At 60.6% G+C, this 20,146-nt stretch carries 22 protein-coding genes and 1 pseudogene; 11 read left to right on the top strand and 12 right to left on the bottom strand.

The window, feature by feature from the left end; translation table 11 throughout:
• The first annotated feature begins 40 nt into the window (after nucleotides 1–40).
• A complete protein-coding gene (locus BK665_RS20650; RefSeq protein WP_123408494.1) occupies nucleotides 41–337 on the top strand; it encodes a DUF2782 domain-containing protein in 297 nt (98 codons plus the stop codon).
• 60 nt (nucleotides 338–397) lie between these two features.
• Nucleotides 398–1,348, top strand: a complete 951-nt coding sequence (locus BK665_RS20645) for a homoserine kinase (protein WP_123408493.1) — start codon at nucleotides 398–400, stop codon at nucleotides 1,346–1,348.
• 124 nt (nucleotides 1,349–1,472) lie between these two features.
• Here the strand turns inward: BK665_RS20645 and BK665_RS20640 are convergent, their stop codons facing one another.
• Nucleotides 1,473–2,393, bottom strand: a complete 921-nt coding sequence (locus BK665_RS20640; protein WP_123408684.1) for a zinc ABC transporter substrate-binding protein — start codon at nucleotides 2,391–2,393, stop codon at nucleotides 1,473–1,475.
• Nucleotides 2,394–2,459: 66 nt separating this feature from the next.
• Here BK665_RS20640 and zur point away from each other — a divergent pair, with 66 nt between their 5' ends.
• The 4 genes from zur to BK665_RS20620 are packed head-to-tail and all read left to right on the top strand — an operon-like array spanning nucleotide 2,460 to nucleotide 5,262.
• Entirely contained in the window at nucleotides 2,460–2,942 is a 483-nt protein-coding gene (gene zur / locus BK665_RS20635) for a zinc uptake transcriptional repressor Zur (RefSeq protein ID WP_123408492.1), read from the top strand.
• Entirely contained in the window at nucleotides 2,942–3,727 is a 786-nt protein-coding gene (gene znuC / locus BK665_RS20630) for a zinc ABC transporter ATP-binding protein ZnuC (RefSeq protein WP_123408491.1), read from the top strand. The genes zur and znuC overlap by 1 nt, the downstream gene beginning before the upstream one ends.
• Nucleotides 3,720–4,508 (top strand): zinc ABC transporter permease subunit ZnuB, encoded by a 789-nt coding sequence (gene znuB, locus BK665_RS20625; RefSeq protein ID WP_123408490.1) that lies wholly within the window; start codon nucleotides 3,720–3,722, stop codon nucleotides 4,506–4,508. Before znuC ends, znuB begins: the two co-directional genes overlap by 8 nt.
• A gap of 37 nt (nucleotides 4,509–4,545) precedes the next feature.
• A complete protein-coding gene (locus tag BK665_RS20620; RefSeq protein WP_123408489.1) occupies nucleotides 4,546–5,262 on the top strand; it encodes a PA5502 family lipoprotein in 717 nt (238 codons plus the stop codon).
• Between the two features lie 112 nt (nucleotides 5,263–5,374).
• On the opposite strand, the gene katE is transcribed toward BK665_RS20620, so the two are convergent.
• Nucleotides 5,375–7,513, bottom strand: a complete 2,139-nt coding sequence (katE, locus tag BK665_RS20615) for a catalase HPII (RefSeq protein WP_123408488.1) — start codon at nucleotides 7,511–7,513, stop codon at nucleotides 5,375–5,377.
• A gap of 264 nt (nucleotides 7,514–7,777) precedes the next feature.
• Between katE and BK665_RS20610 the strand changes: the two genes are divergently transcribed.
• From BK665_RS20610 to BK665_RS20600, 3 genes are all read left to right on the top strand, one after another.
• Nucleotides 7,778–8,785, top strand: coding sequence for a methionine ABC transporter ATP-binding protein (locus BK665_RS20610; protein ID WP_123408487.1), 1,008 nt, complete (start codon nucleotides 7,778–7,780; stop codon nucleotides 8,783–8,785).
• A complete protein-coding gene (locus BK665_RS20605) occupies nucleotides 8,785–9,480 on the top strand; it encodes a methionine ABC transporter permease (RefSeq protein WP_123408486.1) in 696 nt (231 codons plus the stop codon). The genes BK665_RS20610 and BK665_RS20605 overlap by 1 nt, the downstream gene beginning before the upstream one ends.
• 74 nt (nucleotides 9,481–9,554) lie before the next feature.
• On the top strand, nucleotides 9,555–10,325 hold the full coding sequence (locus BK665_RS20600) for a MetQ/NlpA family ABC transporter substrate-binding protein (protein ID WP_123408485.1): 771 nt from the start codon (nucleotides 9,555–9,557) through the stop codon (nucleotides 10,323–10,325).
• A gap of 62 nt (nucleotides 10,326–10,387) precedes the next feature.
• Here the strand turns inward: BK665_RS20600 and BK665_RS34925 are convergent.
• From BK665_RS34925 to BK665_RS20570, 6 genes and pseudogenes are all read right to left on the bottom strand, one after another.
• Nucleotides 10,388–10,502 (bottom strand): annotated as a pseudogene (locus BK665_RS34925) (metal ABC transporter ATP-binding protein); the annotation flags it as partial.
• The gene (locus tag BK665_RS20590; RefSeq protein WP_123408484.1) at nucleotides 10,502–11,137 is read right to left on the bottom strand and encodes an SCO family protein; all 636 of its coding nucleotides are present in this window, start codon (nucleotides 11,135–11,137) and stop codon (nucleotides 10,502–10,504) included. The gene BK665_RS20590 and the pseudogene BK665_RS34925, both read right to left, overlap by 1 nt.
• Nucleotides 11,134–12,033 (bottom strand): heme o synthase, encoded by a 900-nt coding sequence (gene cyoE / locus BK665_RS20585; protein ID WP_123408483.1) that lies wholly within the window; start codon nucleotides 12,031–12,033, stop codon nucleotides 11,134–11,136. The genes BK665_RS20590 and cyoE overlap by 4 nt, the downstream gene beginning before the upstream one ends.
• Nucleotides 12,021–13,100 (bottom strand): COX15/CtaA family protein, encoded by a 1,080-nt coding sequence (locus BK665_RS20580; RefSeq protein ID WP_123408482.1) that lies wholly within the window; start codon nucleotides 13,098–13,100, stop codon nucleotides 12,021–12,023. Before BK665_RS20580 ends, cyoE begins: the two co-directional genes overlap by 13 nt.
• Before the next feature lie 10 nt (nucleotides 13,101–13,110).
• Nucleotides 13,111–13,704: a PA_0111/PP_0108 family redox-active disulfide protein gene (locus BK665_RS20575; protein WP_123408683.1), complete on the bottom strand. Its 594-nt coding sequence runs from the start codon at nucleotides 13,702–13,704 to the stop codon at nucleotides 13,111–13,113.
• Nucleotides 13,670–14,410: an SURF1 family protein gene (locus BK665_RS20570; RefSeq protein ID WP_123408481.1), complete on the bottom strand. Its 741-nt coding sequence runs from the start codon at nucleotides 14,408–14,410 to the stop codon at nucleotides 13,670–13,672. Before BK665_RS20570 ends, BK665_RS20575 begins: the two co-directional genes overlap by 35 nt.
• Before the next feature lie 70 nt (nucleotides 14,411–14,480).
• Here BK665_RS20570 and BK665_RS20565 point away from each other — a divergent pair, with 70 nt between their 5' ends.
• Nucleotides 14,481–14,684, top strand: a complete 204-nt coding sequence (locus BK665_RS20565) for a twin transmembrane helix small protein (RefSeq protein ID WP_027926133.1) — start codon at nucleotides 14,481–14,483, stop codon at nucleotides 14,682–14,684.
• A gap of 4 nt (nucleotides 14,685–14,688) precedes the next feature.
• Here BK665_RS20565 and BK665_RS20560 read toward each other — a convergent pair whose 3' ends face one another.
• From BK665_RS20560 to coxB, 4 genes are all read right to left on the bottom strand, one after another.
• The gene (locus tag BK665_RS20560; protein WP_123408480.1) at nucleotides 14,689–15,576 is read right to left on the bottom strand and encodes a cytochrome c oxidase subunit 3; all 888 of its coding nucleotides are present in this window, start codon (nucleotides 15,574–15,576) and stop codon (nucleotides 14,689–14,691) included.
• A 25-nt stretch (nucleotides 15,577–15,601) separates the two neighbouring features.
• Nucleotides 15,602–16,153 carry a cytochrome c oxidase assembly protein gene (locus tag BK665_RS20555; protein ID WP_123408479.1) on the bottom strand — a complete coding sequence of 184 codons (552 nt, stop codon included), beginning with the start codon at nucleotides 16,151–16,153 and terminating at the stop codon, nucleotides 15,602–15,604.
• A 114-nt stretch (nucleotides 16,154–16,267) separates the two neighbouring features.
• On the bottom strand, nucleotides 16,268–17,857 hold the full coding sequence (ctaD, locus tag BK665_RS20550) for a cytochrome c oxidase subunit I (protein ID WP_123408478.1): 1,590 nt from the start codon (nucleotides 17,855–17,857) through the stop codon (nucleotides 16,268–16,270).
• 82 nt (nucleotides 17,858–17,939) lie between these two features.
• Nucleotides 17,940–19,067, bottom strand: a complete 1,128-nt coding sequence (gene coxB, locus BK665_RS20545) for a cytochrome c oxidase subunit II (RefSeq protein WP_123408477.1) — start codon at nucleotides 19,065–19,067, stop codon at nucleotides 17,940–17,942.
• Nucleotides 19,068–19,439: 372 nt separating this feature from the next.
• Between coxB and BK665_RS20540 the strand changes: the two genes are divergently transcribed.
• Complete coding sequence (locus BK665_RS20540; RefSeq protein WP_123408476.1) at nucleotides 19,440–20,090, top strand: hypothetical protein; 651 nt, start codon at nucleotides 19,440–19,442, stop codon at nucleotides 20,088–20,090.
• Nucleotides 20,091–20,146 lie beyond the last annotated feature (56 nt).

Below are 20,146 nucleotides of genomic sequence, written 5' to 3'. Positions count from 1 at the left end.
AGAATAGCGGGACCGTTGACGACAAAGGGACAAGGTTATCATGCGCACACTAAATCGCCTGTTGCTGGCTGGGTTGTTTGCATCCGTTCCGTTGGCCGTCATGGCGGCGGATGACGCGCCGTCGGCAGAGCCGGAAGTTACTATCAGTACGCACAAGGAAGGCGACAAGGTCATTCAGGAATACAAGAAAGGCGGGTTTACTTACGCCATCAAGGTCACGCCGAGTGTTGGGAAACCGTATTTCCTGGTGCGTGCGGACGGGACCGATGCCAATTACATCCGTTCGGACCAGCCCGATATGCTGATTCCCGCGTGGGAAATCTTTACCTGGAAGTAGTTTCTTAACTTTAATCGGCGCCGCTTTAATAGCGGCGCCCGAACTGAGCAGTTTTTAACCATGTCTGTGTTTACCCCCCTGGCTCGGCCCGAGCTGGAAACCTTTCTCGCCCCATACGGGCTCGGCCGCCTGCTTGATTTCCAGGGGATTGCCGCCGGTAGCGAAAACACCAATTTCTTTATCAGCATGGAGCAGGGCGAGTTTGTCCTGACTCTGGTTGAACGCGGTCCGGTTCAGGAAATGCCGTTCTTCATCGAACTGCTCGATGTGCTGCACGAGGCTGACCTGCCGGTGCCCTACGCCCTGCGCACCACCGACGGCGTGGCCTTGCGTGAACTGGCCGGCAAACCGGCGCTGTTGCAGCCGCGCCTGGCCGGCAAGCACATCAAGGAAGCCAACGCCCAGCATTGCGCCCAGGTCGGCGAATTACTCGGTCACCTGCATCTGGCGACTCAGGCGAACATGATCAAGCGCAAGACTGATCGCGGCCTGGACTGGATGCAGGAGGAGGGCACGCAATTGCTCTCGCACCTGAACGCCGAACAAAGCGAGCTGCTGCAACGGGCGCTGGACGAAATCACTCAGCAAAAGACGAAAATTCTGGCGCTACCACGGGCCAATATCCACGCCGACCTGTTCCGCGATAACGCGATGTTCGAAGGCACGCACCTGACCGGGCTGATCGACTTCTACAACGCCTGTTCCGGACCGATGCTGTACGACGTGGCGATTGCCTTGAATGACTGGTGCTCGGACGAACACGGCGTGATCGACGGACCGCGAGCCCGGGCGTTGTTGGGTGCTTATGCGACCCTGCGGCCGTTTACTGCGGCTGAGGCCGAATTGTGGCCGACCATGTTGCGAGTGGCGTGTGTGCGGTTCTGGCTGTCGCGGTTGATTGCGGCGGAATCGTTCGCCGGGCAGGACGTGTTGATTCACGATCCGATGGAGTTTCAACAGCGCTTGGCACAGCGGCAGAAGGTCAGTACATCGTTGCCGTTTGCCCTCTAAATTGTGGCGAGGGGGCTTGCCCCCGTTGGAGCGCTAAGCTCTCCCCTGCGATTTCGATTTCAAAAATCAGGGGCTGCTGCGCAGCCCAACGGGGGCAAGCCCCCTCGCCACAGGTACTGTGGGGTTACAACGACTCCAGACACCCCGCCAAATCATTCCCCAGCTTCTCCAACACCTGCTCATACCCCTGAGCGGTCGCCGGGGTGTAGCCGCCCAACGCATCCAGTTCCGCCAGTTTCACCGGCAACCCGGCCACCAGGGTTTCCGCCAGGCGCGGACGCAATGGCGGTTCGCTGAACACGCAAGTCTTGCCGACTTCCTGCAACCGCGTGCGCATCGCCGCGACATGCTGGGCGCCCGGCTGCACTTCGGCGGCCACGCTGAACACGCCTGTGTGCTTGAGGCCGTAAGCGTCTTCGAAGTAGTCGAACGCTTCGTGGAACACGAAGTACGGTTTGCCCGAGACGCCCGCCAAGCGAGCCTTCAAACGCAGGTCCAAAGCATCCAGGCGTTCATCGAAGGCCTTGAGGTTGCTTTGATAGCGCGGCGCATTGTCGGGATCGGCAGCGCTCAGGTCGGCGGCCATTTTCGTGGCGATCACCCGGGCATTGATCGGCGAAAGCCACAAATGCGCGTCCAGGGTGCCTGGGCGGTGATCGTGATCATGTTCGTCGGCATCTTCGGCGTGAGACTGGCTATCTTCGGCGAAGCGACGCAGTTTCATCCCCGGCAGATCCTGCACGGCCACGGTCGGCAGCGTACGACCTTTCAACACCCGAGGCAGGAAACCTTCCATGTCCGGCCCGATCCAGTACACCAGATCCACCGATTGCACTTTCCGTACGTCGGACGGGCGCAAGGCGTAGTTATGAGGCGAAGCACCGGGCGGCAGCAGCACTTCCGGAATCGCCACGCCGTCCTGTACCGCCGCCGCTATCAGCTGCAGCGGCTTGATGCTGGTGAGTACTTTGACTTCGGCCTGGGCCGAACCGATCAGCAGGAAACTTGCGACAAATGCGACAAAGATAGAAAAAAGTCGGGACACGATGACCACTCGAAGAGGCGAGAACGGGTAACATAATAACGTCTCTCACAAAACTCGTCGCCGCTCATGCCTAAAACACCGATTGCCAGCCGTCCCCACGACCACTCTCATTGCGTTCACAGCGCATTGTCTGAGGCCGATGCCCTGTGCGCACGTCAAGGCCTGCGCCTGACCGCCCTGCGCCGGCGGGTGCTGGAACTGGTGTGGCAAAGCCATAAACCGCTGGGTGCCTACGACATTCTGGCGGTGCTCAGCGAGCAGGATGGCCGCCGTGCCGCGCCGCCGACCGTGTACCGCGCCCTGGATTTCCTGCTGGAAAACGGCCTCGTACACCGCATCTCCTCGCTCAACGCCTTCGTTGGCTGCAATCATCCGGAGCACGCCCACCAGGGCCAGTTCCTGATTTGCCGCGAATGCCACGCCGCCATCGAGCTGGAACAGAAATCCATCAGCGATGCGATTGTCATCAGCGCCAAGGATGTCGGGTTCGTGGTGGAAGCCCAGACCGTCGAAGTGGTCGGGCTCTGCTCGGGTTGCCAGGGGGCTTGATGAGCAACGCGCTGATCCGTCTTGAACAGGTCGCCGTCACGTTTGCCGGGCAAAACGTGCTGGAAAACATCGATCTGAGCGTCGAACCGGGGCAGATCGTCACCCTGATCGGCCCCAACGGTGCCGGCAAGACCACCCTGGTACGCGCCGTGCTCGGCCTGTTGAAGCCAGACAGCGGCAGCGTCTGGCGCAAACCGAAGCTGCGCGTCGGTTACATGCCGCAAAAACTTCACGTCGATCCAACCCTGCCGCTCTCGGTGCTGCGCTTTCTGCGTCTGGTGCCCGGTGTAGACCGTGCCCGCGCCTTGGCGGCACTCAAGGAAGTCGGCGCCGAGCAGGTCATCGACAGCCCGGTGCAAAGTGTTTCCGGTGGCGAAATGCAACGGGTGCTGCTGGCCCGTGCGTTGTTGCGCGAGCCGGAGCTGCTGGTGCTCGACGAACCGGTGCAAGGCGTCGATGTGGCGGGCCAGGCCGAGCTGTACAGCCTGATCACGCGCCTGCGGGACCGTCACGGTTGCGGCGTGTTGATGGTTTCCCACGATTTGCACCTGGTGATGAGCACCACCGACCAGGTGGTTTGCCTGAATCGCCACGTCTGCTGCTCCGGGCACCCGGAACAGGTCAGCGGCGATCCGGCCTTCGTCGAGCTGTTTGGCAAGAACGCCCAGAGCCTGGCGATTTATCACCACCATCACGACCACGCCCACGACCTGCACGGCTCGGTGGTCAGCGCGGCCCCGTCGGCCCAACCCCACGTTCACGGAGATAGCTGCAAGCATGGCTGATTTTCTGCTCTACGCCCTGCTTGCAGGTCTGGCCCTGGCCTTGGTCGCGGGTCCGCTGGGTTCTTTCGTGGTCTGGCGGCGCATGGCCTATTTCGGCGACACCCTCTCGCACGCGGCGTTGCTGGGCGTGGCCCTGGGCTTCTTGCTGGATGTCAGCCCCACCGTTGCAGTCACCGTTGGCTGCCTGCTGCTGGCGGTGCTGCTGGTGACCTTGCAACAGCGTCAGCCGCTGGCGTCCGACACTCTTTTGGGAATTCTCGCACCCAGCACCCTCTCGTTGGGTCTGGTGGTACTAAGCTTCATGCACGAAGTTCGGATCGACCTGATGGCCTATCTGTTCGGCGACCTGCTGGCGATCAGCCCGACCGATCTGGCCTGGATCCTCGGCGGCAGCGCGGCGGTACTGGCGTTGCTGGTGACGTTGTGGCGACCACTGCTGGCAATCACCGTGCACGAAGAATTGGCCACGGTGGAAGGTTTGCCGGTAGCGGCGTTGCGTTTGACCCTGATGTTGCTGATCGCCGTGGTGATCGCCGTGGCGATGAAAATCGTCGGTGTGTTGCTGATTACTTCGCTGTTGATCATCCCGGCGGCTGCGGCACAACGTCACGCCCGCTCGCCGGAGCAGATGGCAGTGGGCGCGAGCCTGCTGGGCATGCTCGCGGTGTGTGGCGGGCTCGCGTTGTCATGGTTCAAGGACACCCCGGCGGGCCCGTCGATTGTGGTGACGGCCGCCGCGCTGTTTCTGCTGAGTTTTGTCCTGCCCCGTCGAGGGGTGTAGACTTGCTCGTTTTTTGCGCAAATAGAGAGTCGCAGGAATGAAGCCGTTCGCCTCCCGTTATCTGCTCCTTGCCGCATTTTCCCTGCTGCTGGGCGCTTGCCAAAGCACGCCACCGGCGGCCCCCGAGGTCCCCGATGCGCGGGCCACGGCCATCGCACAACTGGAACAAAACCTGGCCAGCAGCGAGCTGGCCACCGCCGAAGATCAACTGGCCGCCTTGCAGGCTGAGTCGCCCAACGACCCGTCGCTTGTGCAATACCAACGGCAACTGGCCGAAGCCTATCTGCGCCGCAGCCAGATAGTGCTGCAAAAAGGTGACGTTAACGCGGCCGCGACTGCCCTGAGTCGTGCCCGGGCGTTGATGCCCAAGGCCCCGGCGCTGACTGGCGGGGTGAACAATGCCATCGTCAATGCACGCAAGGCAGAGCTGGACCGGGCCGAAGCGGCGCTGATGGCGGCCGAAGCCCGGCCGAAAGCGAAAGTGATCGACCCTACGGCTGAAAGCACCACAGTTGCGTTGAACCTCAACGATATGGGCAAACTTCGCCGCCAACTGGATGCGATTGCCACGGATGTGGTGAATTACCAGTGTGACGTGAGCATCCAGGCACCGCGCACCCAGGATTACCCGTGGCTGGCCACGCTGCTCACCAAACGGGTGAAGAAGCTGGATTCGGGGTTTGACCTGAAGCTGGAGAAGCAGATTTTGCGCAACATTCCGGCGCAGATGGTGTTGAGTCCGCGTAAGCCCTAAAAGCTTCGCGGGCAAGCCTCGCTCCTACAGGTTCGCGTTGTTCAGAACACCACACGAACCCTGTAGGAGCGAGGCTTGCCCGCGAAGGCGTCCTCCCTAGCGAAACACCTCTCTAAGCCGGAATCGCCTTGGCCTTCGGCTCGCGATCCCAAACCCGGTGTTGCCCAATCGCGGCAAAAAACGCCTTGAACAACTTGGCATCCGCGCCAACGATCAAGCCCGCATCCGCCTCCAGTTTCAACACATCCAGCAGTTGCTTGGCCTCGCCATGCAACGCGATCGCCTTCAGGTGTTTGTACGCTTCCAGCAAGTAATGCAGCGCCACGCCATCGGTGCTCAACGCCTTGATCGACGCCGCGCCACCGGGCACGAACACCGCGTCGAACGCTACGGAGGGCAAGCCTTCCATCGATGCATCCACCGGCAGTGATTTGCCATCGGCGGTTGTCACCGGAGCAGACGTCGGGCCAAGCAGTTTGGCGTGAGCCCCCTCTGTCGCCAGTGCCTTTTTCATCGCATCAATCGCGGCACCATCGACGCCGTTGGCGGCAAGGATCGCCACTTTTCGGGTCTTGATGTTCTCTGGCAGCAAGTTGGCCTGGCTCAGGGCCGGCGAGCGGTCCAGCGACGTTTTTGGCACGTCCACGGTCCCCGCTTTCGGCGCCGGCAGCCCCAGGTTCTGCGCCACACGCTTGGCCAGTTCCAGATCGATATTGGCCAGGATCTCATTGACCTGCCGCTCACGAATCCACAACCGATCAACCTTGCCCAGCTCGAAGCTGTAGGCCGAGATGATGTGTTCCTGCTCGTGCTTGCTCATGCTGTGAAAAAACAGCCGCGCCTGGGAGAAGTGATCGCCGAACGACTCGCTACGCTGGCGGATCTTGTTCGCGTCGATGCGTTCCGGATACGTCTCGAAGCCGCCATCCTTCGCCGCTGGCGGGGTTTCCTTCGGCCAGCCACCGTCAATCGAGTTCGGTTCGTAGGATGCGCGCCCCTTGTCGATGGTCATGCGGTGCAAAGCATCGCGCTGGCCGTTATGGAACGGCGCCACCGGGCGGTTGATCGGGATCTCGTGAAAATTCGGCCCGCCGAGTCGGCTGATCTGCGTATCGGTGTAGGAAAACAACCGGCCTTGTAGCAGCGGATCGTTGGAGAAATCGATGCCCGGCACGATATGCCCGGGGCAGAACGCGACCTGCTCGGTTTCAGCGAAGAAGTTATCCGGGTTGCGGTTCAGCACCATTTTGCCCAGTGGCGTGATCGGGACGATTTCTTCCGGAATCAGCTTGGTCGGGTCAAGGATGTCGAAGTCGAAGCTGTGCTCGTTTTCTTCCTCGATGACCTGTACGCCCAATTCCCATTCCGGGTAGTCCCCGATCTCGATGGATTCCCAGAGATCGCGACGGTGGTAGTCAGTGTCTTTACCGGCGAGCTTCTGCGCCTCATCCCACACCAGCGAGCAAGTGCCGGCGGTAGGGCGCCAGTGGAATTTGACGAAGCGCGATTTGCCCTCGGCATTCACCAGGCGGAACGTGTGCACACCGAAGCCCTGCATGCTGCGCAGGCTTTTCGGGATCGCCCGGTCCGACATCGCCCAAATGACCATGTGCGCCGATTCGGGTTGCAGCGAGACGAAGTCCCAGAACGTGTCATGGGCCGAGCCGCCGGTAGGTATTTCATTGTGGGGCTCGGGTTTGACCGCATGCACGAAGTCGGGAAACTTGATCGCGTCCTGGATGAAGAACACCGGCATGTTGTTGCCCACCAGGTCGAAGTTGCCTTCGTCGGTGAAGAACTTCACGGCGAAACCGCGTACGTCCCGCACGGTATCGCCTGACCCGCGTGGGCCTTGCACAGTGGAAAAGCGCACGAACACCGGGGTTTTCTGCCCTGGGTCCTGTAGGAATCCCGCCTTTGTCAGCGCGGAATGGTTCTCGTAGGTCTGGAAGAAACCATGGGCGCCGGTGCCGCGGGCGTGGACGATGCGCTCCGGGATGCGCTCATGGTCAAAATGCGTGATTTTTTCACGCATGATGAAATCTTCCAGCAGCGACGGCCCGCGGGCGCCGACCTTCAGGGTGTTCTGGTTATCCGAAACCTTCACTCCCTGGTTAGTGCGCAGGGCCTGTTCGGTGGCGTCGGAGCGAAATTTCTCCAGGCTGTCGAGCTTGGCGTTTGTATTGCCGCGGTCCAGGGTATCGGTCCCGGCCAGTGCGCTTTTGGGTGCGGCAGGCTTTTTAGTACTCATCAGTCGTAAACTCCTCGTGGCGATTCCTGCCTTAGCCAGGACGCTTATGCATTCCCCTGGCACGGCACCGGGGGTGTTTTCGAGTTGCCTTATTAGTGACTGATGGGGTTTTTGACCGTTCCTTTTTTATGACCTTTGATCGCGTTATTGCCAAATGAAAGGTTGAATGCGGAATAAATGCTAATAACCTCTATACGGACAGGCTAAAATGCGCGCCCGGCTAACCGCTGATCCCATTCCAACGCGCCCCACAAGGTTCGCTACGTGATCGAGTTTCAAAACGTCCATAAGACTTACCGCGTCGCCGGTAAGGATATTCCCGCCCTGCATCCGACCAGTCTGACGATTGAGAACGGTCAGGTCTTCGGTCTGATCGGTCATTCCGGTGCGGGAAAAAGTACCCTGCTGCGTCTGATCAATCGCCTGGAGAATTCCAGTGGCGGCAAGATCTTCGTCGATGGCGAAGAAGTCACCGCACTGGATGCCAACAGCCTGCGGCGTTTTCGCCAGCAGGTCGGGATGATCTTCCAGCACTTCAACTTGCTGGCGTCCAAGACCGTGGCCGACAACGTCGCGCTGCCGCTGACCCTGGCCGGTGAACTCTCTCGCAGTGAGATCGACCAGCGCGTGGCCGAATTGCTGGCGCGAGTGGGCCTGTCCGACCATGCCAAGAAGTACCCGGCGCAGTTGTCCGGTGGCCAGAAGCAGCGCGTCGGCATCGCCCGCGCCCTGGCGACCAAGCCGAAAATCCTGCTTTGCGACGAAGCCACCAGCGCCCTGGATCCGCAGACCACTGCGTCGGTCCTGCAATTGCTGGCCGAGATCAACCGCGAGCTGAAGCTGACCATCGTTCTGATTACCCACGAGATGGACGTGATCCGTCGGGTCTGCGACCAAGTGGCAGTGATGGACGCCGGAGTGATCGTCGAGCAAGGCACGGTGGCCGAGGTGTTCCTTCATCCGAAGCACCCGACCACCAAGCGTTTCGTGCAGGAAGACGAGCAGATTGACGAAAGCGAACAGCGCGACGACTTTTCCCACGTACCGGGGCGCATCGTGCGTCTGACGTTCCAGGGTGAAGCGACCTACGCGCCGTTACTCGGCACCGTCGCCCGGGAAACCGGTGTGGACTACAGCATCCTCGCCGGTCGTATCGACCGCATCAAAGACGTCCCTTACGGGCAACTGACCCTGGCCGTCACCGGTGGCGACATGGAGGCTGCGTTCGGCCTCTTCACCGCGGCTGACGTCCACATGGAGGTGCTGCGCTGATGGAAACTTACGAAGCCTATCTCGAAGCGGCCAAAGAATTCTTCAAAAACATCGACTGGGCGGAAATCGGCCTGGCCACCAGCGACACCCTGCAGATGCTCGGTGGTTCGTTGCTGTTCACTGTTCTGCTCGGCCTGCCGCTGGGGGTGCTGCTGTTTCTGAGCAGCCCGCGCCAGTTGCTGGCAAACAGCGCGGTCTATGGCCTGATGTCGCTGGTGGTGAACATCCTGCGGTCGCTGCCGTTCATCATTCTACTGATCGTCATGATTCCGTTCACCGTGTTGATCACCGGCACATCGCTGGGGGTCGCCGGTGCGATCCCACCGCTGGTGATCGGCGCCACGCCGTTCTTCGGACGCCTGGTGGAAACCGCTTTGCGTGAAGTGGATCGCGGCATCATCGAAGCAACCCAGGCCATGGGCGCGACGACCCGCCAGATCATCATCAATGCGTTGCTGCCGGAAGCCCGCCCGGGCATCTTCGCGGCGATTACGGTGACGGCGATTACACTGGTGTCCTACACGGCGATGGCCGGTGTGGTCGGCGCCGGTGGTCTGGGCGACCTGGCGATCCGTTTCGGCTACCAGCGTTTCCAGACCGACGTGATGATCGTCACGGTGGTGTTGCTGCTGGTGCTGGTTCAAGTGTTGCAGACCGTTGGCGACAGGCTGGTCGTACACTTTTCGCGTAAATAAGCTTTTGTCATTAAATGCATGAGCCGGCCATTCGCTGGCAGGCGCCACACGGGCGCCCACAAGGAGTTAGCTGAATGAAAAAACTACTCGTCGCATTGGCTGCTGTAGCGGCGTTTTCCGCCCAGGCGGACGAACTGACCGTTGCCGCCTCCCCAGTCCCGCACGCGGAGATTCTGGAGTTCGTGAAACCGGCCCTGGCCAAAGAAGGCGTGGACCTGAAGGTCAAGGTCTTCACCGATTACATCCAGCCGAACGTGCAAGTCGCCGAAAAGCGCCTGGACGCCAACTTCTTCCAGCACCAGCCGTACCTGGATGAGTTCAACAAGGCCAAGGGCACCAACCTCGTTGCCGTGGCCGGCGTGCACCTCGAACCCCTGGGCGCTTACTCCAGCAAGTTGAAGAAATTGGACGAATTGCCTGGCGGCGCCAACGTGGTGATCCCGAACGACGCCACCAACGGCGGTCGTGCGCTGTTGCTGCTGCAGAAGGCTGGCCTGATCAAGTTGAAGGAGCCGAATAACATCCTGTCGACGGTCAAGGACATCACCGAAAACTCCAAGGACCTGAAATTCCGCGAACTGGAAGCCGCGACCATTCCCCGCGTGCTGACCCAGGTCGACCTGGCGCTGATCAACACCAACTATGCGCTGGAAGCCAAGCTTGATCCGTCCAAGGATGCGCTGGTGATCGAAGGCAACGACTCGCCATACGTGAACATCCTGGTCGCCCGCCCGGACGACAAGGACAGCGACGCGATGAAGAAACTGGTTGCCGCGCTGCACAGCCCGGAAGTGAAAGCGTTCATTCTCGAGAAGTACAAAGGCGCGGTACTGCCGGCGTTCTGATCTGCGGATGTAACGAAAAAGGGGACGACATGAGCGTCCCCTTTTTTTGACTGAAAAACCGACCCCTGTGGGAGCGGGCTTGCTCGCGAATGCGGTGTGTCATTCAGCCTATATGTTGGCTGACCTAGCGCTTTCGCGAGCAAGCCCGCTCCCACAGGGGGGCGGTGTCTCCTGAATTAGTTGCGCTTGAGCATCACCGGCAATTGCGCCACCAGTTTGGTGTTGTTCAACGGTGCACGGATGAACCCGCGCTGGGTGCCGTCCGGCCCGATCACCGCGAGGTTGCCGCTGTGGTCGACGGTGTAGTTCGGCTTGCTGGTGTCCGCCGGAATAAACGGAATACTTACTGCGTTGGCCAGTTTCTGGATGTCATCCACGCTCGACGCGGTTAAACCCTGGAACTGCGGGTCGAAGTAGCCCAGGTACTGTTTGAGCTGCTTGGGCGTGTCGCGGTTCGGGTCGACGCTGACCAGGATGACCTGCAACTTGGCCACGGCCTCTGGCGGCAGTTCACTCTTGATCTGGCGCAACTGGGCGAGGGTGGTCGGGCAGATATCCGGGCAGAAGGTGTAGCCGAAGAACAGCAGGCTCCACTTGCCTTTCAGCTCGTTGACCAGCACCGGTTTACCGTCCACGTCGGTCATGGTCACGTCCGGCAGGTTGCGGCTTTGCGGCAACAGGATGATCCCTGCGTCGATCAGGGCCGTCGGGTCGCCCTGGCCTTTGCCGGACAGCACTTTGTTCACGGTCAGGCCCAAAACCAACGCGATCAGGGCAACGAGGATGAAGACGGTTTTCTGAGTTCGAGTCATAGGTTCAACAGTAAGTAGTGGTCTACGAGCAGGGCGATGAACAGCAGGAACAAGTACCAGATAGAGTACTTGAAGGTGTTGATCGCCGCGTGCGGCCGAGTGCCACGGTACAGCACCACGGCCCATTGCAGAAACCTCGCGCCCAGCGCCAAAGCACAAACCAGGTAGAGCACGCCGCTCATATGGATCACATACGGCATCAGGCTGACCGCCAGCAGCGCGAAGGTGTAAAGCAGGATGTGGACTTTGGTGTAGTGCTCGCCGTGGGTCACCGGCAACATCGGGATATCGGCCTTGGCGTATTCCTCTTTGCGGTGAATGGCCAGGGCCCAGAAGTGTGGCGGGGTCCAGGCGAAGATGATCAGCACCAGCAGCAGCGGTTCGGCGCTGACGTGACCGGTGGCCGCGACCCAACCGAGCAGCGGTGGTGCGGCACCGGCCAGGCCGCCGATGACGATATTCTGCGGAGTCGCCCGTTTCAGGAAACCGGTGTAGACCACGGCGTAACCGAGCAGGGAGGCGAGGGTCAGCCACGCGGTCAGCGGGTTGGTGAAGGCCAGCAAAACGGCTTGGCCGAGCACCGCCAGCACCAGCGCAAAGGTCAGCGCCGCCCTCGGCGACACCCGGCCTTCCGCCAGTGGCCGCTTGTGCGTGCGCGCCATCACCGCATCGATCCGCCGATCCACCACATGATTGACCGCCGCCGCACCCCCGGCACACAAGGCGATCCCCAGGTTGCCAAACACCAGCACCGTCCACGGCACCCCGGCGCGGGTCGCGAGGAACATGCCCACCAACGATGTGATGAGCATCAGCACCACCACTTTCGGCTTGGTCAGCTCCAGATAATCGCGCCAGATTGCCTGGCTGTGACGTTCGCCAATCAGAACCGCCATGGCATTTCTCCTTTTATTGTTATGGGCCCGGCTGAATGTTTACGCGGGCTGAAGCGCCAGCGCGCAGGCGCTTGTTGCTTGACCCGAACCAGACTGGTTCGCGCGTGATAATTGACCAGCACCATGGTCAGCAACAGCGCCGCGCCGCCCGCGTTGTGGGCGACGGCGATGGGCAGCGGCAGGTGAAACAGCACGTTGCTGATGCCCAGGGTGATTTGTGCGCCGAGGGCGATCAGCACCAGGCCCGCCAGACGGGTCATGCCAACCACTTTCAGTTGCCAGGCCAGACCGAGCAGCACCAGCGTCACCAGCAGCGCGCCGATGCGGTGGGTCAGGTGAATCGCCGTGCGGGCATCGCTGTCCAGTTGCCCGCCGAGGTAATTGGGGCCGATGTGTTGAGTCAGGTGAAAGCCGTTGGCGAAATCCGCCGGGGGCAGCCATTGGCCGTGGCAGGTTGGGAAGTCGATGCACGCCACCGCCGCGTAGTTGGAACTGACCCAGCCGCCGAGGGCGATTTGCAGGATCACCAGCAGCAAACCTGCGGTCGCCCAGTACTGCAAACGCTTGGGCACGGTCAGTGCCGGCAATACGCCGGACAGTCTCAGCGTCAGCAGAAACAACAGACTCAAGGTCGCAAAGCCGCCGAGCAAATGCCCGGTCACCACTTGCGGCCAGAGCTTGAGCGTTACCGTCCACATGCCAAACGCGGCTTGGGCAAATACCACCGCGAGCAGGAACAGCGGCAACTTCACCGGTTGCCCGGGATGGCGCCGATGCACCCAGGCGCGACCGGCCAGCACCGAGATCAACAGCCCCAGGGTGCCGGCGAAGTAGCGGTGGATCATCTCGTTCCAGCCCTTATGGGCTACCACCGGTGTGTCAGGGAAATGCAGTTCGGCATGGGCCAGTTGGGCTTCGCTTTTTGGCACGCTGATAAAGCCGTAGCAACCCGGCCAGTCCGGGCAGCCGAGGCCGGCGTGGGTCAGGCGGGTGTAGGCGCCGAGCAACACCACAATCAGTGCCAGCAGGGTGGCAAACAGCGCGAGGCGAAATCCAGGTTTGGCCATGACGATGCCCTTATCCGATGTTCGACAGTTTCAACAGGTGACGCAGATCGTTCAGCAGGTCCTTGCCCTTCACGGTCGGGTCGTAGCGCAGCACCAGATTGCCGTGGGGATCGATGATCCACAGTTGCGGCGCAGTTTTGTCGCCAGTGGTCTTGCTGAACGTGGTGAGGTCCATGGGGTAACGCTGCAGCTGCGGATACTCGCGTGTCAGCTTGGCTTCGTAGTCGGCGCTCAGCGGTTGCGCGGCGGCCAGTGCATGGCTGGCGCGAGACGCATCACGGCCGAGGCCAATCTGGATCTGCCGCGCCAGATAAACCAATTGCTGACAATCCACCGCGCAATCCTTCGGCGCGGTAACCAGCATCTGCCAACGATCCTCCTGAGCCTGCACGCCGAGGTCGGCGCGGGTCTGGCCGTTGCCGATCAGTTCGCCGTGATAACTGCGGCCATCCGGCACCCAGAAATTCAGTTTGTACATGCCGGTGGCGAGGATCATCGGACCCACCACCCCCAGCACGATCAGCAGCAACTGCAAACGACCCTTGCGCCGATTCGCCGGCGTCTTCGCCTCAGACATGCTGGGTGGATTCATGGCCGCTCCCATGGTGTTTCTCCTTTGCGTTGTGCCAGCCGAGATAGATAAAAAGGCCGAGCAGGGCGATCGCCATGGCGAACCACTGCACGGCATAAGCGATGTGTTTTTCCGGCCCCATGGCCACCACCGGCCAATCGGCCTGGTAGGACGCGGGGCCGGTTTCTTCACGTAATTCGTAGGCAAAACCTTCGCGATCAAGCGAAGCCCAGAGCTTGGCCGGTTCGACGGCGGTGATCAGTTTCGGCCAGGTCGAGGTGCTTGGATCGGCGTGCAACTGGAAGGTCGCGCCGGGGGACACGTAGACCCAGGCGTCGATACTCAACGTTTCGGTGGGGGTCTTGAATTGCGCAGGCGTGCGGCGCTCCGGCCACGGCAGCCAGCCGCGATTGACCAGCAACCAGAGCCCGGTCGCTTGATCGTGGAACGGTTGCAGCAGTTCGACCCCGACCTTGCCGTCGCGCTGGCGGTTGTCCAGCAGCAGGCTGTGTTCGGCATCGAATTCACCGTGCAGGCGCACCCGGCGGAAGGCTGGATCTTGCGTGTTCAGCAGCTCGGAGCTGGCCATCGGTTCCGCCGCCCGCCGCTCGGTGTAGGTTTGCAGCAGGGCGCTTTTCTCCGCGCCCCGGCTCAACTGCCAGAACCCCAGTGACACCAGCAGCGGCAACAGCAGCGCGACTACAATCGTCGGTACGATGCCCGGCCGGAAGCGCTTCATGACAGCGCCAGAAAGTCGGTGATCGCGATAGCTATACTCATCTGCATCGCCTTTCCCCCGGAGTCTCACCATGCTCAAAGCAGCCATCGTCCTGATGCTGATTGCCACGGTTGTCAGCCTGTTCAGCGGCCTGTTTTTTCTGGTCAAGGACGACAGCAGCTCAAATCGCCTGGTCATCGCCTTGAGTGTTCGGGTGGCCCTGGCCGCCACCACCGTCGGCTTGATCGCCTGGGGTTTCTACAGCGGCCAGTTGGTCTCGACTGCGCCTTGGTAACGCGTCAGAGCACGTAAACGAAAACGAACAAGCCGATCCACACCACGTCCACGAAGTGCCAATACCAACTCGCCGCTTCGAAACCGAACTGGTGCTCGTTATCGAAGTGCCCGCGCATGATCCGCATCAGCATCACGAACAGGATGATGGTGCCGATGGTCACGTGGGCGCCGTGGAACCCGGTGAGCATGAAGAACGTCGCGCCGTAGATCCCCGAACCGAGGGTCAGCCCCAGTTCGTGGTAGGCGTGCATGTATTCTTCAGCCTGCAAGGCGAGGAAGCCGCAACCCAGCAACACCGTGATCGCCAGCCAGATTTTCAGCGCGCCGCGATGGCCTTTTTTCAAGGCGTGGTGGGCGATGGTCACGGTGACGCTGGAGCTGACCAGCAAAATCGTGTTGATCAGCGGCAGGCCCCACGGGCTGATGACTTCCTTGGGCGGCGGGAACAGTTTCGGGTCCGGGGTGTGCAGCAGCGGCCAGGTGAACTGGAAGTTCGGCCACAGCATATGCGCGATGCCTTTCGGGCCTTCACCCCCCAGCGCCGGCCCCGAGACGTGGCGCACATAAAACAGTGCACCGAAGAAAGCGATGAAGAACATCACCTCGGAGAAGATGAACCAGCTCATGCCCCAGCGGAACGAGCGATCCATCTGTGCGCTATACAAGCCTTGGCGACTTTCCTTGATCACCGTGCCGAACCAGCCGAACAGCATGTACGCCAGCAGCAGCCCTCCGACGAAAAAGATCAGCGGGCCGTGGGATTCCGGGCGCGCCGCTTTCAGGTCGTTGAACCAGGTCGCCAGGCCGAATACCGTGACCAACATGCCGACCGTGGCGATGATCGGCCATTTGCTCTGGGCCGGTACGAAATAGTGTTCATGAGTTGCCATTTATTGTTCTCCTTATCGGGCACGCTCAGCCGCCAGTGTTTACAGCTACCGGTGGATGTCGGGCGGTGATATCGAACAGCGTGTAGGACAGCGTCAGGTGCTTCACATCCTTGGGCATGTCACGGTCAACGATGAAACGTACCGGCATCTCGATCCGTTGACCGGGCTGCAGCACTTGCTGGGTAAAGCAGAAACATTCGGTCTTGTGGAAATACGCCGCCGCTTCACTGGGGGCGATACTCGGCACGGCTTGCGCGCTCATCGGGCGGTCGGTGGGGTTGTAGGCGACGAAAATCATCTCGTTCACCGCCCCCGGATGCGCCGTCAGCTCATTGCCCTTGGGATAGAACTCCCAGACCATGTCGGCGTTATTGGTCGACAGAAACTGCACGCGCACTTGCCGCGACGTGTCGACCGTCTGCTCGCCCTCGTACTGCCCGGCGGTTTTGCCGTTGATACCGAAGGCCTTGCACATCACGTCGTAGATCGGCACCAGGGCAAACCCGAAGACAAACATGGCGACCACCACCATCAGCAGGCGGGTGACCAGTTTTTTCAACGAAATCGAGTCAGCCATGGTGCAAGCCCTCCACACAAACCCATGTGGGAGCGGGCTTGCTCGCGAAGCAGGCGCCACGGTTCATCAGACAAACCGCGTTATCGTTCTTCGCGAGCAAGCCCGCTCCCACAGTCATTTCACTTCCGGCGGCGTGGTGAAGGTGTGATACGGCGCCGGTGACGGCACGCTCCACTCCAGGCCTTCGGCCCCTTCCCACGGTTTGGCTGGTGCTGGCGGGCCGCCGCGGATGGTCTTGATTACGATGAACAGGAAGAACAACTGCGTGGTGCCGAACATGAATGCGCCAATCGACGACACCATGTTGAAGTCGGCGAATTGCAGGTTGTAGTCCGGAATCCGTCGCGGCATGCCCGCCAGCCCCACGAAGTGCATCGGGAAGAAGGTCAGGTTCATGCCCACGAACGACAGCCAGAAGTGCAGCTTGCCCAGGGTTTCGTCGTACATGTGGCCGGTCCATTTCGGCAGCCAGTAGTACGCCGAGGCGAAGATCCCGAAGATCGCCCCTGGCACCAGTACGTAGTGGAAGTGCGCGACCACGAAGTAGGTGTCCTGATACTGGAAGTCCGCCGGGGCGATGGCCAGCATCAGCCCGGAGAACCCGCCGATGGAGAACAGGATCACGAACGCTACGGCGAACAGCATCGGCGTTTCGAAGGTCAGCGAGCCTTGCCACATGGTGCTCGCCCAGTTGAACACCTTCACGCCCGTGGGCACCGCGATCAGCAGCGTCGCGTACATGAAGAACAACTCACCCACCAACGGAATGCCAACCACGAACATGTGGTGGGCCCAGACGATAAACGACAGGAACGCGATGCTCGCCGTGGCGTAGACCATCGAGGTGTAACCGAACAGCGGCTTGCGCGAGAAGGTCGGGATGATCGAGCTGACGGCACCGAAGGCCGGCAGGATCATGATGTACACCTCGGGATGCCCGAAGAACCAGAACACATGCTGGAACAGCACCGGGTCACCGCCACCGGCGGCACTGAAGAAGCTGGTGCCGAAGTGGATGTCCATCAGCATCATCGTCACGCACCCGGCCAGCACCGGCATCACCGCGATCAGCAGGAATGCGGTGATCAGCCAGGTCCAGACGAACAGCGGCATTTTCATCAGCGTCATGCCGGGGGCGCGCAGGTTGAGGATGGTGGCGATCACGTTGATCGCGCCCATGATCGAGCTGATGCCCATCAAGTGAATGGCAAAGATAAAGAACGTCACGCTTTCCGGGGCGTAAGTCGTAGAGAGCGGGGCGTAGAAGGTCCAGCCGAAGTTCGGTCCGCCACCGGCGGTGAACAGGGTCGACACCAGCAGGATGAACGCCGCCGGCAACAGCCAGAAGCTGAAGTTGTTCATCCGTGGCAGGGCCATGTCCGGCGCGCCGATCATCAACGGGATCATCCAGTTGGCGAGGCCGACGAACGCCGGCATCACCGCACCGAACACCATCACCAGACCGTGCATGGTGGTCATCTGGTTGAAGAACGCCGGTTCGACGATTTGCAGTCCGGGCTGAAACAGCTCGGCGCGAATCACCATGGCGAACGAGCCACCGAGCAGGAACATGGAAAACGCGAACCACAGGTACAGCGTGCCGATGTCCTTGTGGTTGGTGGTCAGCACCCAACGCATCAAGCCCTTGGCGGGGCCGTGGGCGTGGTCGGTGGCGTGACCATGATCATCGATGACAGCACTCATGGCCGTTCTCCTGAGAACGAATGGGCTGGGCAGGCCGGGGCGCGCTGCCCCGACCGGTTCCTTACGTACGCGATAGACCGGGTCATTTGCTTTCCGCCTGTTTCAGCTCCAGCACTTCTTTAGGCGTGACCATGTCGCCTTTGTTGTTGCCCCAGGCGTTACGTTCATAGGTCACGACCGCTGCGATATCGACTTCTGAAAGCTGCTTGCCGAACGCCGCCATCGCGGTGCCTGGCTTGCCGAAGTACACGCGGTGCAGGTGATCGGCTTTTGGCCCGGTGGCAATCGGCGAGCCTTTGAGCGCCGGGAACATCGGCGGCAGGCCCTGGCCTTCGGCCTGGTGACAGGCCACGCAGGTGGTGTGATAAATCTTGTCGCCGCGCTCTTTCAGCTCGTCGAGGGTCCATTCCTTGCTGGTCAGCTCTTTAAGCTGCAGGGCTTCAGCCTTGCGCTCGGCCAGCCACTTGTCGTAATCGGCCTTCTCCTTGACCTCGACCACGATCGGCATGAAGCCGTGGTCCTTGCCGCACAATTCGGCGCACTGGCCACGGTAGATGCCGGGCTTGTCGATGCGGGTCCAGGCTTCGTTGACGAACCCGGGAATCGCATCGCGCTTGACCGCAAAGGCCGGCACCCACCACGAGTGGATGACGTCGGCGGAAGTCACCAGGAAACGTACCTTGGCGCCAATCGGCAGCACCAATGGCTTGTCGACCTCAAGCAGGTAGTGCTCGCCCTTGGCTTCCTTGTTGTGGATCTGATCCTGGGGCGTGGCCAGGTTGCTGAAGAACTCGACGTCCTGGCCCAGGTATTTGTAGTGCCACTTCCACTGATAGCCGGTGATCTGGATATCGATATCCGGCTCACTGGCGTCGTACATCTTGATCAGGGTGGCAGTAGCGGGAACCGCCATGGCCACCAGGATGATGAAGGGCACGATGGTCCAGAGGATTTCGACGGTGGTGCTTTCATGAAATTTGGCGGCCACCTGCCCGGTCGAGCGGCGGTGGACCATCATCGACCAGAACATGGCGCCGAAGACGATGATGCCGATGACTACACAGATCCAGAAAATGGTCATGTGCAGGTCGAATACTGCGTGACTGATTTCAGTCGCTCCCGGCGCCATATTCACAGTCCAGGCCGCTTGTGCCTGGCTGAAAATTGACCACAACAGGAGGCCCATCCAGACGTGTGGATGTCGCATCATTGCGGGTTCCCCTTATCGTTCTTGTTATCCCGCCGGCTTTCACCAACGGCAAGGGAGCGGCTATTTCAGACTACGAACTTGAATCACCGGGCCTTGCTGCGTGTGCAGTCGGGCGTCATCAGCTAACTCCATTCCCACCCGAGTATAGACAGCGACTGCTACCTCGCAATGTGATGGCGTAAATGATCTGAAACAGCCGGGACTTGCGTTCAAGGGCACGAATGGAGAAGGATGCGGACGAGTGGTGGCAAAATAGATATAACTTTGAAGTATCAAGGATGAAATAATTATGACAAATGCGTCTTAGGAAATTTCCTACGCCAGCTAAGTTATGTCTTCCCTATTTCACAGCCTTTGTTTCCTGGAGTTTTCATGAACACCGCCGCATTGCGCGAGCAGATCCAAAAAGCCCAACAACACGAGGCCGAGACCGGCCTGTTAACTCGCCAACTGGAAACCCAACTGCCACACCTGCATTCCGCCATCCAGCTCCCGGATGTCGACGCCAAGGGCGTGATGACCCGTTTTGTCGCGGCTTATATAGAGCAAGTGCCGGACCTGCTGGACGCTGCCAATGATGTCGCACGGGAAGCGGGCATCGAGTCACAGATCAAACCGGTGCTGAAAATCGCCGAACAGTTCTTCCTCCAGCCGCCGGCGATCATGACCGGGCATGTCGGCCTGGACGGCTTGCTGGATGAAGCCTATCTGGCGCACCGGTTGGTCGAAGAGGTCAATGACCTGTACATCAAGCATTTTGGCCAGCCACTGATCCCCTTGGACATGACTGTCGCCAACCTGATTGCCCACCAACTGATCGGCGAAGAATTCGCCAACCAACTGGATGAGGCGGTGCATCACGCCGTGGACGAGATGCTTAACGAAGACAGTTTCGCGCTGGAGTCGGTGGAGGCCTACCGCGAGAAACTCAACAGCCCGGACACCGGCGCCGCGTGGAAACGCTGGCCGTGCCTGTCGCGCCAATTGGGCGTGGGCCTGGAGCTGGATCAGCCAGCGGCCTAAGCGACACATATCCCTGTAGGAGCGAGGCTTGCCCGCGAAGCTTTTGGCGTACTTGA

Source organism: Pseudomonas frederiksbergensis (assembly GCF_003732665.1).
Classification (GTDB): Bacteria; Pseudomonadota; Gammaproteobacteria; order Pseudomonadales; family Pseudomonadaceae; genus Aquipseudomonas; species Aquipseudomonas frederiksbergensis_G.
Note: the sequence above shows the minus strand (reverse complement) of the source record. Positions and strands in the feature narration are given on the sequence as shown.

Coding starts and splice junctions, on each gene's coding strand:
- BK665_RS20650 (WP_123408494.1), top strand. CDS start 41: ATGCGCACACTAAATCGCCTGTTGCTGGCTGGGTTGTTTGCATCCGTT.
- BK665_RS20645 (WP_123408493.1), top strand. CDS start 398: ATGTCTGTGTTTACCCCCCTGGCTCGGCCCGAGCTGGAAACCTTTCTC.
- zur (WP_123408492.1), top strand. CDS start 2,460: ATGCCTAAAACACCGATTGCCAGCCGTCCCCACGACCACTCTCATTGC.
- znuC (WP_123408491.1), top strand. CDS start 2,942: ATGAGCAACGCGCTGATCCGTCTTGAACAGGTCGCCGTCACGTTTGCC.
- znuB (WP_123408490.1), top strand. CDS start 3,720: ATGGCTGATTTTCTGCTCTACGCCCTGCTTGCAGGTCTGGCCCTGGCC.
- BK665_RS20620 (WP_123408489.1), top strand. CDS start 4,546: ATGAAGCCGTTCGCCTCCCGTTATCTGCTCCTTGCCGCATTTTCCCTG.
- katE (WP_123408488.1), bottom strand. CDS start 7,513: ATGAGTACTAAAAAGCCTGCCGCACCCAAAAGCGCACTGGCCGGGACC.
- BK665_RS20605 (WP_123408486.1), top strand. CDS start 8,785: ATGGAAACTTACGAAGCCTATCTCGAAGCGGCCAAAGAATTCTTCAAA.
- BK665_RS20600 (WP_123408485.1), top strand. CDS start 9,555: ATGAAAAAACTACTCGTCGCATTGGCTGCTGTAGCGGCGTTTTCCGCC.
- BK665_RS20590 (WP_123408484.1), bottom strand. CDS start 11,137: ATGACTCGAACTCAGAAAACCGTCTTCATCCTCGTTGCCCTGATCGCG.
- cyoE (WP_123408483.1), bottom strand. CDS start 12,033: ATGGCGGTTCTGATTGGCGAACGTCACAGCCAGGCAATCTGGCGCGAT.
- BK665_RS20580 (WP_123408482.1), bottom strand. CDS start 13,100: ATGGCCAAACCTGGATTTCGCCTCGCGCTGTTTGCCACCCTGCTGGCA.
- BK665_RS20575 (WP_123408683.1), bottom strand. CDS start 13,704: ATGGGAGCGGCCATGAATCCACCCAGCATGTCTGAGGCGAAGACGCCG.
- BK665_RS20570 (WP_123408481.1), bottom strand. CDS start 14,410: ATGAAGCGCTTCCGGCCGGGCATCGTACCGACGATTGTAGTCGCGCTG.
- BK665_RS20565 (WP_027926133.1), top strand. CDS start 14,481: ATGCTCAAAGCAGCCATCGTCCTGATGCTGATTGCCACGGTTGTCAGC.
- BK665_RS20560 (WP_123408480.1), bottom strand. CDS start 15,576: ATGGCAACTCATGAACACTATTTCGTACCGGCCCAGAGCAAATGGCCG.
- BK665_RS20555 (WP_123408479.1), bottom strand. CDS start 16,153: ATGGCTGACTCGATTTCGTTGAAAAAACTGGTCACCCGCCTGCTGATG.
- ctaD (WP_123408478.1), bottom strand. CDS start 17,857: ATGAGTGCTGTCATCGATGATCATGGTCACGCCACCGACCACGCCCAC.
- coxB (WP_123408477.1), bottom strand. CDS start 19,067: ATGATGCGACATCCACACGTCTGGATGGGCCTCCTGTTGTGGTCAATT.
- BK665_RS20540 (WP_123408476.1), top strand. CDS start 19,440: ATGAACACCGCCGCATTGCGCGAGCAGATCCAAAAAGCCCAACAACAC.